The sequence below is a fragment of the Ruegeria sp. CDSA089 genome, from assembly GCF_059612205.1.
The window spans coordinates 1-15227 of sequence record NZ_JBXWQD010000019.1; the positions used below are offsets into that span (position 1 = coordinate 1).

At 51.9% G+C, this 15227-nt stretch carries 16 protein-coding genes; 12 read left to right on the forward strand and 4 right to left on the reverse strand.

Features of this window, described 5'->3' with window-relative positions:
- Positions 1–397 precede the first annotated feature (397 nt).
- Positions 398–817 (forward strand): hypothetical protein, encoded by a 420-nt coding sequence (locus AC2FJ6_RS20505; RefSeq protein WP_170582966.1) that lies wholly within the window; start codon positions 398–400, stop codon positions 815–817.
- Between the two features lie 329 nt (positions 818–1146).
- Here the strand turns inward: AC2FJ6_RS20505 and AC2FJ6_RS20510 are convergent, their stop codons facing one another.
- From AC2FJ6_RS20510 to AC2FJ6_RS20520, 3 genes are all read right to left on the reverse strand, one after another.
- Positions 1147–1917, reverse strand: a complete 771-nt coding sequence (locus tag AC2FJ6_RS20510) for a lysophospholipid acyltransferase family protein (protein ID WP_170408622.1) — start codon at positions 1915–1917, stop codon at positions 1147–1149.
- A gap of 529 nt (positions 1918–2446) precedes the next feature.
- A complete protein-coding gene (locus tag AC2FJ6_RS20515) occupies positions 2447–3217 on the reverse strand; it encodes a hypothetical protein (RefSeq protein WP_496669803.1) in 771 nt (256 codons plus the stop codon).
- Positions 3218–3291: 74 nt separating this feature from the next.
- Positions 3292–3807 (reverse strand): DUF805 domain-containing protein, encoded by a 516-nt coding sequence (locus AC2FJ6_RS20520; RefSeq protein WP_496669805.1) that lies wholly within the window; start codon positions 3805–3807, stop codon positions 3292–3294.
- Positions 3808–4377: 570 nt separating this feature from the next.
- On the opposite strand from AC2FJ6_RS20520, the gene AC2FJ6_RS20525 reads away from it, so the two are divergent.
- The 8 genes from AC2FJ6_RS20525 (at position 4378) to AC2FJ6_RS20560 (ending at position 9734) form a co-directional block, all read left to right on the forward strand.
- Positions 4378–4677, forward strand: a complete 300-nt coding sequence (locus tag AC2FJ6_RS20525; protein ID WP_170337109.1) for a hypothetical protein — start codon at positions 4378–4380, stop codon at positions 4675–4677.
- Between the two features lie 300 nt (positions 4678–4977).
- Complete coding sequence (locus AC2FJ6_RS20530; RefSeq protein ID WP_496669807.1) at positions 4978–5340, forward strand: hypothetical protein; 363 nt, start codon at positions 4978–4980, stop codon at positions 5338–5340.
- Between the two features lie 55 nt (positions 5341–5395).
- Positions 5396–6010 carry a hypothetical protein gene (locus tag AC2FJ6_RS20535; protein WP_282121543.1) on the forward strand — a complete coding sequence of 205 codons (615 nt, stop codon included), beginning with the start codon at positions 5396–5398 and terminating at the stop codon, positions 6008–6010.
- A gap of 53 nt (positions 6011–6063) precedes the next feature.
- A complete protein-coding gene (locus AC2FJ6_RS20540) occupies positions 6064–6369 on the forward strand; it encodes a hypothetical protein (RefSeq protein ID WP_496669809.1) in 306 nt (101 codons plus the stop codon).
- 42 nt (positions 6370–6411) lie between these two features.
- Complete coding sequence (locus tag AC2FJ6_RS20545; protein WP_157054209.1) at positions 6412–6585, forward strand: hypothetical protein; 174 nt, start codon at positions 6412–6414, stop codon at positions 6583–6585.
- A gap of 120 nt (positions 6586–6705) precedes the next feature.
- Entirely contained in the window at positions 6706–7350 is a 645-nt protein-coding gene (locus tag AC2FJ6_RS20550) for a protein-tyrosine phosphatase family protein (RefSeq protein ID WP_496669811.1), read from the forward strand.
- 19 nt (positions 7351–7369) lie between these two features.
- A complete protein-coding gene (locus AC2FJ6_RS20555; RefSeq protein ID WP_170520106.1) occupies positions 7370–8803 on the forward strand; it encodes a hypothetical protein in 1434 nt (477 codons plus the stop codon).
- Positions 8793–9734 carry a metallophosphoesterase family protein gene (locus tag AC2FJ6_RS20560; RefSeq protein ID WP_170520103.1) on the forward strand — a complete coding sequence of 314 codons (942 nt, stop codon included), beginning with the start codon at positions 8793–8795 and terminating at the stop codon, positions 9732–9734. Before AC2FJ6_RS20555 ends, AC2FJ6_RS20560 begins: the two co-directional genes overlap by 11 nt.
- Here the strand turns inward: AC2FJ6_RS20560 and AC2FJ6_RS20565 are convergent, their stop codons facing one another.
- Complete coding sequence (locus AC2FJ6_RS20565) at positions 9735–10472, reverse strand: DUF4956 domain-containing protein (RefSeq protein ID WP_496669812.1); 738 nt, start codon at positions 10470–10472, stop codon at positions 9735–9737.
- Positions 10473–10674: 202 nt separating this feature from the next.
- Between AC2FJ6_RS20565 and AC2FJ6_RS20570 the strand changes: the two genes are divergently transcribed.
- The 3 genes from AC2FJ6_RS20570 to AC2FJ6_RS20580 all read left to right on the forward strand — a co-directional run bounded on the left by AC2FJ6_RS20570 (position 10675) and on the right by AC2FJ6_RS20580 (position 15167).
- Positions 10675–11607: an SdiA-regulated domain-containing protein gene (locus tag AC2FJ6_RS20570; RefSeq protein ID WP_170334789.1), complete on the forward strand. Its 933-nt coding sequence runs from the start codon at positions 10675–10677 to the stop codon at positions 11605–11607.
- Between the two features lie 219 nt (positions 11608–11826).
- Complete coding sequence (locus tag AC2FJ6_RS20575) at positions 11827–13371, forward strand: ShlB/FhaC/HecB family hemolysin secretion/activation protein (RefSeq protein ID WP_170334787.1); 1545 nt, start codon at positions 11827–11829, stop codon at positions 13369–13371.
- A 1454-nt stretch (positions 13372–14825) separates the two neighbouring features.
- A complete protein-coding gene (locus AC2FJ6_RS20580) occupies positions 14826–15167 on the forward strand; it encodes a DUF4345 domain-containing protein (RefSeq protein ID WP_496669814.1) in 342 nt (113 codons plus the stop codon).
- The last annotated feature ends 60 nt before the right edge of the window (positions 15168–15227 follow it).

A 15227-nucleotide genomic window follows, 5' to 3' on the forward strand; every position in this document is an offset into this window, starting at 1 on the left:
CTTTGGTCTCTTGTTTGCCATTCGTGGTCCTCCGTTTCCTAAACATAACGGTGGACCAGTTCAGTTGGGGAGGCCCAATTGACTGGCGGCTTTGTCCAACGCGCTGATGTTGATCACTCACAAACCAGAGATTGGTTCGGTAGATTCATGGCCAATGCCCTCAGCTTGTGAGGATTACTACTACAATGAGTAACAAAGCCAGGAATTCAGAACTGGTTTTACGAGCATCAGAACGGCGGGTCATCGTAAGCAAACCAACAATAATTTCAGCGCGCTAGGTAAAAAAGCGAGGTTAGCTGAAGTTTAATTTGCCCAATGTGAACTTCTTAACTTTGGTTAGAACGGTTTTTTGGCAGTATCGTTTCATGAGTTGTTAGTGAGTTCAGTGAGTAAGTAGATGTATTTGCATAAATTCGAGGGGCATTGTTGCGCGGTCAATGACATCCGGATGGATGATTTTGCGCGTGAGTATCCGTTGCTGGACGATGTAGGCGTGCACGCACGATGGCAGAAGGGCTCCTGGCAGATCACGCGGATAGCCGACATCTGGACACGAACCGGGAAGGTACTTTCTTTGCCTTACAAAGGAGCCAACGCCTATCCATCTTTCCAGTTTGCTCAGGATGGAACGCCGCTTCCTTTGATGGAAAAAGTGTTGAAAGCCCTGCCACGTGAAATGACCCCGTGGCAATGCGCGTTCTGGTTAACCTCACCCAAACTGGAACTCGGAGGGGAAAGCCCGGCAAATCGCATTCAGACCGGCGATGATTGCATAGTCGGTATCGCAGGCGATGCTGGTGGTCTGATGGCAGCTTAGTGTTAGCTTTTGGTCAGTCATACGTCGTACAGCATCTGGCAAATTCATGTCTCCCCTGCTTTTTCTGCCTCCGGCAAGAATAGCGAGATCAGGGCACTTAAATGTCCATTCTCTTCTGAGAATTCAGAGACAATACCAAGCAGCCCATCCATAAATACGAATGGCCAAGAGCATACTGAAATACGGGTACTAACTAGGTCTTCGAATATCGATACCCGTTGGAGAAAATCCCACCGACAAGTACAACTGCTCTGCAAATCTGTCATCTGCCGCTACGCGTAGCGGAAACTCAACAAACTCGGTTTCTGCATATTTCTGTCAAACAGACTTCACTGCTCAAACACAGCCATCATCTGCCTGCGCAATCGCGCCAGATCCTCATCCACACTAGCGGTAGGATCGCACGTAAATGTTGGCAAAGCCTCCACACGGATCGTCCCGCTGCGCGGTAAATGTTTGCCGCGTGGAAGTAGACTATCGCTGTCGTGGATGACAATAGGGGTGATCGTGCGGCCGGTTTCTCGGGCGACTAATACAGCACCCGCTTTAAAATCCCCGAGCGTTTCTGTTTTGGCCCGGGTGCCTTCTGGGAATAGCACAATGGAACAACGGGCAGGCATTTCCCTGACAGCCTTTATCAGCGTATCCATGGCCGTTGAGCCGGAGTCTCGGTTGATAGGGACGAGACCCGCTCCATCAAAACCCGTGCGCAGGAGTTTGCTGTTCCAGAACTCTGACTTCGCCGCGAAAGTGAACCATTTGGTGTCGGGCACCACGTGCATGAGACTGAAGCCATCGAGATGGCTACGGTGGTTGACCACGATGATGCTGTTGGTGTCGGCGGCGAGGGCATTCTTTTCCTCAGGACGCATTTCGACGCGGATGCTGAGGAGCCACAGCAGGCGTGAACATGACCGTTTCACCAGGCGCCAATACCAACCCCGAAACCCTCTGCGCCTAACGCAAAGAAGAGGGACAAAGGCCACGAAGAGGAAATAAAACAGGCCGACAAGAACCAGTATAGCGCGCTTGGTAAGGCGTATTGGCAATGGGTCAATGGCGCGAGTAGCGCGGTCTTGACCGTCAGGTGAAAAGGGCATGACGTCCTCTGATAGGGCCTGTGGCTGGTGCGTAAGCCATGAATAAAGGCCACCGGAGGTCCTCCGGCAGCGCTTTGACATGCGCCACTTGCGAAGGAAGACAGCCACCGCACACCTCTCTATCTGTCGAAGTCAGTACCAGATCAATGAGAAAAGACGACGTAGCGGAATGTATCTTGGTGCTTCAGTCTGACTTGAGTAACAACTGACCGGCCTTGGCATAGAATATCGGTAAGAGCCCAAAGTTACATCATCGGTCGAGAGCATCCGCAATTAGTTTGGCAAAGGTTCGGAGCTCGTTGTTCCCCGGATTCGGGATTGGTTTGAAGGTGATTACTTCTTGCTCGATGTAGCGTCGCGAGGTGACATCGTACTTGTCGAGAAGCGGTATCAGATGCGCATGAGCATGGGCGACTTCACCACCCGAGAATTGAAATGCCAAACGCTTCCTAGACCCGAAACCAGCACCATACCGGAAGCCAAACATTTCATCTGACGCACTACTTTGGCAGCTGGTTGGAAGGAGATATCAATTGCACTGATCATACCTGTAGTCCCCGTATTCCAGCCAGTTTACCGAGCCTTCGCTAAAAATCAGAAACTCGGACCTGTCTTCCCCAAGTAGGGCTACGACAAATCCGGCCGGCGGCTCAGAGTTTCCGAAGTAACTGTAGGCCGTCATTGCTCTGATTGAATCACCGTTGACTGTTACTCGCGCGTCCCAGTCTCCCTCAGGGTTGTCCAAAATCACGGGTTCGATCACGCGTTTTATCGCTCCGCCACCACAATAGACGATGCCTTCGGGGGGTTCGTAGGAGGCCCCCTGGCTAGGACCTGAATCGCAGGCGGAACGAAGGGACCGAATTGCTGCACTGGAACCCTTCAAGTCAAAGATTCCGTAGCTGACATCTTGATCAATCATCGACAGGTTAACCGATGCATTGGCCGCAAGCTGGTCCAGTACAAAACCATAGTCCTCTTGACTATTGAAACTGACCTCGACGGGATAATTGTCGACGATCTGCACGGCAGCGTTTTCTGCGCCGACCTGAAATGCGCCAACTTCGGTGGTGCCGTTCTTCAAGAAACGAATGGAAAGCCCCTGCTTGTCCGCAATGTCCTGGCTGTCCTCGTATCCAGCCGGAGCAAAGCGAATACGGTCACACTGAAGTTCCAGCGTCATGTTTCCTGTCTGAATAAACGCATTGGGGTTGGGCCCGGAGCTGAACGACCACTCCGCTGATGCTGTGGTCGCCACTGCCATCAGTAGCATTCCAATGGAAATGGTTTTGCAGCTCATTTTTTTCTCTCCATTGAGTTACGGTTCGCACTGTCGTTCAGCAGAAGTTCCAGCCAATTGCCCGGACAGCCAGATCAGGAAACAGGTTCGCCGTATTCGTTTGCGCCTTCTTGGGAAGGTCGTGTCAGCCACCAGATCATCAGAATGGACAGAACCAATTGAAGGATTGAGACAACAACGATACCGGTCACACCCAGGACGGCCGCAGGTCCTCGCAATGCATCGGGATTTTCGGTCCCTTGCTCCAATACTGAAAAGAACGCTACCCCACCCAGCATAACAAAAAGAGTTACAATACTGAGCGCCATCGGCAGCAGCAAGTACCAGCCAGGTCGTCCTGTATCATGCAGCCTCCGCCAACCGGCGGCCAGCATAGGTATGAGAACGGCCAGTTGGAAAACAGAGGACAGAACCCGAGATCCCTGCCCTGTTTCAGGGTTGGTCCCGAATATGATCGTATCCAGCACAGCTAAACCAGCACTCACGACAACCACAAACAAGAAGAACCACCAATATTCTGAACGTAAAGCCCGGCCGGAGAACTGGAAGTACTTCGAGAAACACGTTTTAACGGCTTCACCAAATCCCATCTTTCAATCCTTTTTCAGTTTCTGTGCGGCCTCAGAACGCCTCGCCGAGCCAAAAGATCACATTCGCCCTTATGGACGCTCCCACTTACCTTTTTGTTTGAAAGCAGAAGCCTATCGCACGAAAGCGTAGTGAATTTTACGCGCGGGAAAAATATTGATTTATTAAAAATTAGATTCAAACATGCGAATTCGACACAACTTTATTTTACCTCCGTTGTTGTCGTTGCTGCTCGCTGTGCCGAGCCCTTCCGACTGCTGGAGTGAGTGCTGGCGGTCGGAAGGCACTTTACAATGATTGAGCGCTGGGAGGACGCGATGCTCAGACTAAACGTACTCGCCCTCTGTCCAGAATTCGCTCGAGCTTTTGCCAGTGTCGTCATTCAGCTTTCACACGTCGTCGGCGGTCTCGGTAGTCAACGAAATATCGTCCCGCCGACCAAGCCCACCGCGGCAAGTTTTGGGAAAGGTAGTCACAGGATCAAGGTATGTTCAATTGGCTGCACAGACGCGGGAGCTTCAAACAAGCGCATCCAATTTCACTAATTTCAAGGGAACCAGAGGGAGAAGAAAATGTCTAACAAGATGGTGATGATTGCAGGCGCGACATGTTTCGCACTGCTTGCGGCCTGCGACGATACGAGTACATCAAGCGCGTCCGCCGAGCTCACGCCGGCTCAGCAGGCGTGTTTGCGAGATGTAGCCAATACGACAAACAATTCGCAAGTCGTGGTGCTCTCATCCGCGTTTAGCGAGGCGGGAACACAGGTCACAGTCGGCGTTGGCGAGGATCGTGCTCCTTGGAATTGCATTGCTTACAGTGATGGCGCGACAGCTGGTATCGAGTTCCTGGGCGACGAAGGCGCATTGTGACCTGTCTGCTGCGTAGCTGAAAACGGCTGCGCAGCACTGGCTTGATCAGCTGAGGCTCGACTTGGTTTGTAGAACCACCATCATCGTATTCGCGGTCATGTACCTATTGGCGTTGGTTGCATTCTTGACGGGCACATTTGGCTGGTTGGGACAGGAACGAGACCCTTTGTCCGGAGTGTTCCTGCTGCCGTTGGGACTACCTTGGATACTTGTGGCGGACTTATTTTCGGATTCCGCCAAGCCGTGGTTCGCGGCGATTGCTCCGGCGCTCAACCTGTTAGCGCTGGTTTTGATTTGCAGATGGGCACGCAGATTGCGCCAGTAGTGGTGGCTGAACTCTTTCTCACCAAAAGGGAGGAAAACATGGGAAAAGTAATCTTGGGAATTGTGATCGGGCTCGTCCTCGGCGTGGTTGGGGCGATAACCTTGGGTGGCGGGGCCGCGGTGGGTGTCGGCGTTGCGACAGGCTTGTCCGCCGGTGTCTGCACCACATTGAAAGGAGCACAAGCTGAGAACCTTATCACCGCCGAGCAAGCGGATCAGATCCTCAACCGCGTAAATTCCGAAATGGCGTCACTGCAAGGAATTGAAACGACGGACGAGATCGTCGGCAGCGCGCAGGCATGCGATGAATTTCTGTCAAGTTTACGAGAAGCCAAGTGAGGTTCCGATTTGCACGGAACAAAACTCCAAGGATTAGCCAGCAAGGGACCATCTGATGAAACTCGATTTACTCAAACTCCTCACACCCATGTTCGCAATCGCAGGCACGGCTTCGTTTGCAATGTCTGAAGCAGACGATGCGTGTATCGATCATTTGCGACAGGTTGGAGGACCAGACGGTCAATCAGGTACGATTGAAAGCTCAGAGTTCTCAGAAGCGGGCACGCTCGTCATGTTACGTGACGCAGGCGGAACACTTTGGCGTTGCATCGCGTACAAGGATGGAAGCATCGGCGAGATGTCGGTTGTCGAAGCGATGGATGATGGCGGTGGAGCCATGGCAGGCGCCGCCGGGTCTACTGGTAGCCAACGCGTCAAATTTGATTCTGGTTCCACTGGCGCAGAACTCGTTGGTGAACTCGCGCCCGGAGCGTCTCAGCAGTATGCTCTAGGTGCTAAAAATGAACAGTTCCTTTACGTTCGCGTTGCTCCGCGAAATGGCTCCTTGGACTACGTTATTCGCAACCCCGATGGATCTGAACTGTTGGGATTGATGTCGGCGGACAAGGAGTATCGAGGACAGCTTTGGCAATCCGGTGATCATGTTGTGGAGGTTATCAATCGCAGCAACTCTTCTGTCGACTACAACGTCATTTTCGGAATTGAATAGGTGATCAATCAGTAACCCTGGAACGCAAGTCCAAAAAAGCGAGGGAAAAACAGATGAAACCCAAGGTCCTATTGGTGATCGGCACAATGTGCATTTCGGCGCTTGCAGCATGTGATGAGAGTGGCGGTTCGGTGGATGCAAGTGCATCAACTGTTGGCAGTTCTAGCGATCTTTCGTCATTTGAAGGGGCAAGAGCGGGCCAAGCTGAAATGGGTATTCAAAGTCTCGGGTTTGAACTCATCCGAAGCGAAGGGCTGACCTCGTACTGGTTTAACAAGGATACTGGTGCATGTGCTCGGATCACGACATCTGACGGAAGGTACTCAGATGTAGCTATGCTGCCATCAGGTGACTGCTGACACATTTTCATCAATCCCAAATCCAAGAGAAGGAGCCCAAACTTGCAATTCGACCTGGCACACGCGGCGGTCATCGTTGTCGCCTTAATCATCACTAACCTGGCATTGAAATCGGCTGGCGTGATCAACGAAGAAAACAAGCACCAATGGAACTGGAAAGTTGTTCTAGCCTACTTCGTAGTCGTCGTTATCATCAATCTCGTGTGGCCCATCTAAAGTTTCACAGCGGAAAGCTATTTGCCCACTTGATATGGTTGTCATGAACTAGCCTTTCCGAGAGACTATCAGGTCGCAAGAGTTTGAGCATTAAAGGTTCAAGAATAGAAAGGATTTGGCATGCGGTTTTTGGCGTCCCTCATATTCATTGGTGTTCTCGCAACCGCTGCGAATTCTGACGTGACCAGTCGAAATGGCGGTCCAAGCAAAAGTCAAATGCTTTCAAAGGGTGGTGACGGAGGCATTGATGGTGTCGCTTTCTTTCGCCCAGTCTTAAGCGGAGTGTTGTATCGATCCGGTTTCAAGGGCGGCGACAAGGATCGAACTGGCCTAAGTGAAGGTCAACGCGAAACTCTGTGCGGCGAAGGGTTTTCAACCGGGTTTTATGCCGACTTCGGCAAAAACACTGAATACGGTCGCACCAGCTGCGGAAACGGATCCTTTGACTATCAGAGCGCCAGATCCTCTCGACCCGAAGCTGTCATGGCGTCCATACACGAGGTGATTAAAAACCCTGGAAAGGGCCCTGTTCTGGTGCACTGCATGTGGGGCGTTCATTCCTCAGGTGCATTGTCGGCGATGGCGCTCGTTCAGTTTTGCGGTTGGACAGAAGAAAGGGCCAAGGAATATTGGAATGATGCCCGAAACGGAGCCCCTTGTTCAGGCGGGTGCGACCAGTGGATTGACTCAAAATTTTCCAACTTCAGTGTCGACCCAAAATTGAAGATCTCCAACGAGCAACAGGCAGCGATTTGCCCCAAATGATATTGGGAGGACTATCCAAATGAAGTTCAATCTTCTGGGGTCACTTGCTTTAATTGCACCCACTGTCTTGTGGGCGAACGACGATGTTCTCGGTGAAGCCACGACATTTGATAGTCCCAACGGCGTTACGGAACGCTGTATTCGGATCGAAAAAGTTCCAACGGGCGAGTATAAGAAAAGCGATCTTGAGGAAGAAACGGCCTATTGCGAGATCGATTTCTATGCCTCCGAAATTGCTATTTGCCCAAAAACCTGGAGCACCAGCCCAGGAATGGCAGTCTACGATATTTCGGAAGGACCTTACGTGGGGAACCGTTCTGAATTCGAGAGAAACGCTTGCAAAGAGGGGAAGGCGGCAAAAGATCTGGCTAAGGACAGGGTGGCTAAATTCAAGTCCACCATGAACCAAAAAGGCACCAGTGGAACCTTTTCCACGTCTTCACTGCTTTACTATCATTTCTCCAGATATTTCGACGCGACTGTAAAAGTTCCAGTCGCCGTTTGGCGTAGCATGGACGCCCAGGCGCATTTTTCCGAGGTCGCCGAGCCTGGCCTTGCGATTTCTGGTGGCTCTCATGGCGGGCGCATGAACCACGAAGGCTGGCGGGTCTTCGCAGCTGCGGATGCTGACCCGAACTCATACCAGCCAACCGACGATCTGTTCACCGCAGATCGAACGCAAATATTCGGTGTGCTGCTTGATAGCCCTGGGCATCGATACGGCTCGGAAATCAACGGCACCCGTAAATCTGGTTGGGGAAAAGGTCAGAACCGCGATTTTCAGGAAACTCCTGCTTTCTTGGCTTTGCGTTCTTCAAAACCCTTGCCGGAGGCCATTGTAGTGGGCGTCGGAGAAGGTCGAAGAGACCGGATGATCAACAAGGATCTCGGTCCCGATGTCAGCGACCAACAGATGGCATTTTGGATGCAAGAACTTACCGAGATTGTACTCCTCGATTTCATCTTTAGCCAGCAGGACCGCGTAGGAAACATAGACTTCACACCCTATTGGTATTGGGTCGAAGACGGAAAGCTGAAGCATAAGAAAGCCAAGCACCATGAGCCAAACGATGGAGACGTTCCCGCCGACGCGTTATTGATCCGTCGCAGCAATCTAAACGACAACGATGCTGGCGGGCGTGTCGAGTATGCCAACTTCGCGAAATCCACTCAAATGCTGGAGAAAATGCGGCACTTCTCTCCAAGCGTGTATCGGCGCTTGGTCGCTTTGAATAGTGATCTTCAATCTCAAGGTCCCGTCTACGGCTGGCTATCGCAAAGCCTTGGGTTGTCAGACAGGCAGATTGCACAAGTTGTAAAAAACACCGAGCTGGCAACGTCCATTCTCCAGGACAATTGCTCAAATGGCGATTTGATGTTCGACTTGGATCCTGTCGCATTCTTTTTGAGAAACAACACCGAGGTAGAGACAGTGGATTGTAATGACCCGTAGGCTTTCTACGCTTTTCGCGGCGTTCATTTGGACCACTCTGATCGCCTGCAAAGCGGCGGCATTGGATGTTATCGTCATATCGGATCTGAACGGCAGCTATGGTTCGGTGAAATACGATGCCCGCGTCGACAAGGCGATTAAGCGGATAGTCGAGATTGATCCAGATCTGGTGATTTCGACGGGCGATATGGTCGCGGGACAGCGCATTCCCAACTTGTCAGACAAACAGGTCAGAGAGATGTGGAAGGCGTTTCACGAGGCCGTATCAGATCCTTTAGAGGCTGCCGGCATTCCATTTGCGGTCACACCAGGAAACCATGATGCCTCCGCCTACCGAGGGTTCGAGCGTGAAAGAAAAATATACGCAGAGGAATGGACTCCGAGAAAACCAAGCGTCGACTTCCTGGTTTCGGATGACTACCCGTTCTTCTACGCATTTGAGATGCAGGGCATTACGTTTGCGTCTCTGGATGCAACGACCCTGGGCCCGCTATCCGGTGATCAGCAGGACCGGCTACAGGAACTGGGTGCAGACGGGGACCCGATTGTCACTTTCAGTCACCTCCCACTTTGGCCCTTCGCGATCCAGCGCGAGCGCGAAATCATCGGTGATCCGACACTTGAAAAAATCTATTTGGAAAGCGGTGTCGTTCTGCATCTGTCAGGCCACCATCATGCCTTCTATCCCGGTTGGAAAGACGGTGTGGCTTATGTCTCTCAAGCTTGTTTGGGAGGTGGTCCGCGGCGGCTTATTGGCGATAGCGCCAGATCACCTCACAGCTTCACTCATGTTACGTTCCAGCCGAACGGAGAGTTTGGGATAGCAGTATATCGAGGACCCGATTTCGAAAGGTCGGTAAACTTCAAGTCGCTTCCGAAAGAGATCAGATCCCCGAATGCGGTGCTGAAACGCTTAGACCTTGTGAAATGACTAGAGGTTGAGTTTCAGCTCAACTTTTTCAGGGACCAGATCGTTTATCATCTCTTCTATCCGGGCTTCTGAAAGCCCTCCCGAGGTGATGAAAAGCAATGAGACGCGAGACTTTCCGGGGACGTGGTGTTTTCTGACCAGCTTCCAGCCAGCGTCTGCGGCCATGGCTTCAATGGCTCCGCTGACTTTCAATGAGTGCTCTTCGTCTGAAGCCTTGAGCGAAATTTCCACGCCCTTGTTTCGCCCACCGAGCCAAATGAAACACCAACATACAACCGCCACCAATGTGGCCATCAAGGGCAAGCCCAGCCCTACCGCCAGCCCAAGCACGGTCACTATAATCATTTCCACCGTGTCGACCGGGTCATCCATATTTGATCGGAACCTCAACAGGGCTCCTATTCCAAAGATCACGAACCCGATCATTGACCCGTGCTGAACCACCAGAAAACCAACCGCCATGCCGATAAGCGCATACAGGAAGAAAAGCCTTGGCATAACTATGTCGCGGACGCTTCTACGGGCTTTACGTCTCACCGGATGATAGACGATCAAGCCAGCCAGAATGATCGTGACGATCACATCGAGAGTAAAGAAATACAGTTCCTGTTTGCCACGAAACTGCGTCCACCGGCGTTCGATAACGATTTCTGACCCCGAAGCCCCGGCCAGCATCGTCGCAGGGTCGACTTGTGACACCGCAGCACCTGGCAACAGCAGCATCAACAACACGGTCAAAAGTGTGAGGGTCGTATTCAACTTGTCTTCCTTCCTGCTCAAGCCAAAGGCTTACGCTTAACAAAAGCACATCGTGCCCTATTCAATTCAATCGCAACAGGCGGGATCAGGTAAAGAGATTACAGTGCATTCTTCGGACATCGTATCCGGACTGTGATACGAACGCTGATACAGGGATGTGGTCCAAGCGCGAGAGAATCCAATGACAGAAAACAGAGTGTTTTCGTCAAAAGCTGAAATTTCACGGTGTTTCTGCAAACTTAGACGACTCGCTTTTACGGCCAGCTTGGTTGCGGCAGCCTTCTTGCCTTGGACCGATTTTGCCTACGCTGAAAGTGCTGGTTTGGTTCTGGTCGATAAATTCAAGGTGGCAGACAAATCAGAGGGATTTTCAGAGCCTTCCGGTTTGGCAATGTCTAACGCTGAAGGCTTCTTGTGGTCTGTAAGTGATGCCGAACCTAAACTGCACCTACTCGGAGTCGACGGGGTATTAGGAAACTCTTTCAAGTTACCAGCATTGGCAGGATCAGATTTGGAGGGTGTTGCACCTCGAAAAGATGGGTCTGTTTTGGTGCTTCAAGAAACTGACCGATCAATCCTAGTCGTTCACCCAACTGACCCCATTCAACTGACGACAATACCTCTCGCATCTCTTAAAGGTTACCCGACCGCCGCTGCATCACTCGTCGGCAACCCATTGAACAAGGGACCCGAAGGCATCGCCGTTGACCCGGAATCCGGGCGGGTCTTCGTTGGCATTGAGGGACAACCAAGGTTGTTAATGGTGTTATCGCCAGAGCTAGACGAAATTATTGAGATCATTCCTTTAGCCCGCGATGCAGGTTTTATCTCCGAGCGTGTAGATGATGATGAACTGGATTTGAGTGGCCTGACATGGTCCCGGTCCTCGCGTTCTCTTTGGATTGTGAGTGACAAAAGCCGTCAGATCTTCGTCTACAATCCAGAGTCCAAGTCCGTAAAGTCTATCAGTTTGACGTTCACAGAAGATGGAAAACAAAAAGAAGTTAAACATCCCGAAGGGATCGCCCTCGATGAAACCAGAGGGCTTCTCTATATCCTGACAGACGATGCCAAGAAATCGCGGCTTTATGTTTTTGAGCAACCGGAATTGTGAGGACTGTTCTACTAGTTCTCTACTCTAACTTGTTGAAAAGCCGGGTTGTGTAATTGAGCGCCGTCGTATGTGCGGCATATTAAGTAAATCTGCGTTCTGTTCACTGTGTTTCTTAAAAACATCACCCATCAATATATTCGAGTAGCGTCAGGTTCACACATGCGAACCACATAATAACATTGGACTTCAACATGCTCAGTCACTTTAAGGTTGTCAAAAATGCGCGTATTCAGCTCAGTTGTTTTTGCGATCATTTGCACTCTTGTGGCCACTGCATCAGTTCCAAGAAGTAGCATTGCCCAAACCTGGGACATCGCGTCCCAGCACTCGGTCAGCGGCGTAACGGTGTATGATGCGGATGAGCTGTTAACTTTTGCCGGTCAATTGGCCTTCAATCGGTCTGGGCGCATCACAGCGGTGGAGGTCGCATCAACGATTACTCAGATCTACCGAGAAGACGGTTACTTTTTGGCTGAGGCCTGGCCCGGTCCCGATGGGCAGAGCATAATTGTTGATGAAGGGCGCATTCAAACCATCGAAATTGAAGGCGTAGATACTCGCACGTTCCAAACACTAGAGAAGATTTTTCAGCCCCTCACCACCGCATATCCAATAACTCTCAAACGATTTGAGCGGGCGGTTATGCTAGCCGAGGACATACCCGATTTGGACGTGTCGACCGAACTTGATTACCCGGATCAGGCTGGTGCTCGGCTGAGAGTATTGGGAGAACCTCTGCGCAAACAAGCTGGTAGTGCGACACTAGACAACCCTCCGCGTGAGCTTGGGGAAGCGCTCAGTTTCTATGTCGTACAAGAGTTTTATTCGACACTGACCGTTGGGGATCTGCTGCGATTTGAGGGTTCAGGCAATTACAATTGGGACAAAGACGATGAACACTCTTTATGGGGCGCTCTTACCTATCGCACCCCGCTGAACAGTAATGGTCTGTACGGTGAGATCTTCTACGGGAACATAAACGCAAAACGTGACCTCTCAGGAAATTTTGCTAGAACAGATATTGACGGCGAAAACTTCACCGTCGCGATGGGTTACCCCGTAATCCGAGATGTAGCCCGATATGGATACTTTCTGCTGGATTATCGCCTTTCAAAAGCGGACTCAGTCAGTGGCGGCGTTCCATTATCCAGTGACGCGAGTGTCGTTGGCCTTACTTATCTTTACGGGCAAAACTATCCAAAGGGACAAGCTCTGGAAGCGGGGCTAACCTTATCTTTTGGCGATAATGACAATGAAACGACAGACGCGAATTTTGACGACGGGGACTCTTCGTTCTGGCATCTACGAGGCGGCATCGGATACGAAAGCCCACTAACGGGCTTGTCGCCCAACACAGCTTGGCGCACCGAGATCTGGGGGCAGTACACAACAGACCGGCTGCCCTCTGTCGAAGAGTACTTCCTTGGTGATCGCTACGCTTTGCGCGGATATCGTTTTGACGAAGTGGATGGTGATTCCGGGATTTCCGCGATTTTCGAAGTGTCTCATTCCTACTTCCCCAGTTCCCAGAGCATCCATCGCTTAACACCCTTTGCCTTTTTCGACGTGGGTTACATCTCGAACAATGACCCTGCGAGTTTTGAAGTTGACAATGCTACACTGGCATCGACAGGTCTCGGGTTGGACATTGAGTTTAAGCAAAATCTATTCCTGTCCGGATATGTCGGTGTCCCTTTGAGAGACGGCCCTTTGACCGACTCTGGCGATCCCGGCGCGTATCTTGCTCTGACAACAAGTTGGTGAGGATGTTATGAAACTGAACCGAATTGCTGTACTTACCGCAACTTGTCTAATTGCAGAACTGGCCGCTACTCAGGTCTTTGCCCGCGGAAATCACTACGGGTGGTGCCGAGGCGTAGGGAACCCACACCAGTCGAGCCAAGGATGCGGGCAGGCTGGTGGGCAAGGGGCAGGTAATCAAGTTACTGGCCCAACTCAGCCGGTGGCAAATCAGTTGCCGCCTAAGGGAACGCAGCAAACGCCCACGTCCGTTACTGTTCCAGTCCTTGCGCCGGGCGCGGTCCCGAACGCAATTCCCGGTCAGGTTCCTATTGCGACACCAATAGCGGTTCCTGGTCAGGTTCCCACGCCGGTAGTAGCGCCGACCCTAACTCCGCCTCTGGCACCAAACGCGACACCAAACCGGGTTCCGACAGCTGTTCCAAATCAGGTTCCGCCATTGGCTACTGGTCCCACCGCGGTGCCCCCGCAAGTTCCGACTGCAACTCCCAATCAAGTTCCGGTCGCTACCCCTGGCCAGGTTCCGCCTCAACCCACCGGCCCAACAGCGGTGCCGCCACTTGTGCCCACCGCAACACCAAACCAAATACCAGTCGCAGTTCCTGGTCAGGTCCCACCTCAGCCCACTGGACAAACTGCTGTGCCACCGCTCGTCCCGACTGCAACACCAAACCAGATTCCGGTCGCAGTGCCCGGCCGTGTTCCGCAACCCAGCGGTACTACGGCGACACCACCGCTTGTCCCAACCGCAACCCCCAATCAGGTTCCCACGGCGGTTCCTGGTCAGGTTCCACAGTTGACACCAAAACCTACGGCAACTCACGTGGCAGTCCCAGGACATCCGAAACCACAAGGCGTCGTGACAATCATGCGCCCTAAGCCGAGGCCGACAACCGGTACTGTCCAGCAACCTGGCACAACACAAGTGACCCACCATTTAACCCACCAAAGCAATGCGAAGAAACACGATCACGTCGCAGCAACACCTGGACGACATGACCCGCACGACCTACCGAGATTCCGCGACGCGGCAGCCAAGGAAGACTGGGAATGCGTAGCCAGCGGATTTGGACAGCGCCGGTATGATGCTGGACGAGGCGTGTTGCTGAACAACGGAGCGTTGCGGCACCTCGGAAACGTGGACGCAATGGCACGGGATGTACCTGCTCGGCATCCAAAACACTCTGGCTGCATTATTTCGGTCAAACGAAAGCAGCAGTAGCGCCAGGCACATCTTGAAGCCTTAGAGGAATTCTTCCGAGTGGGAAGCTGGTATCCAACCAAGGTTAAGTTGACGAATAGACATCAACCGAAGGTGTCATCTCTCAGAAGGTTAATGAGGCATACAATATGCTTTTCTGAGTGCTGTTTGGGCATCCGGCTCGGATCATCGGGTGCCCAAAAAACCGACTAGGAATTTCGCAACAAAGCGAAACCTCTACGAGAAGGAGTCCTCCATGAGTGCCAGATTAGTCCTTCTGCTTGCTGCTGTCGGCCTCGTGCCAATTGCGTTATCATATGGCCTGATGCCGGGTAGTTCGATCCCAGTTTTACTGGGATTTCCAGTGGAAGGAACGAACCAAACCCACGTGTTCCGAGCGATTATGGGTCTTTACCTGGCAAACGCGTTGTTTTGGTTGGCGGCTGCTTCGAAACCAGAATTACAACGCCCTGCGCTTTGGGTTCTGTTTTTGTTTATGTCGGGACTGGCTGTTGGACGCATGCTAAGCATTCTTATCGATGGAGTTCCAAACGGGTTGCTTCTATTTTACCTTGCGGCCGTGAGCAGCCTCATCTGACTGGTCCAAATTGATTGTTAGTGCATCATCGGCGTGTGATCCATCGGGACGATGGTTTCA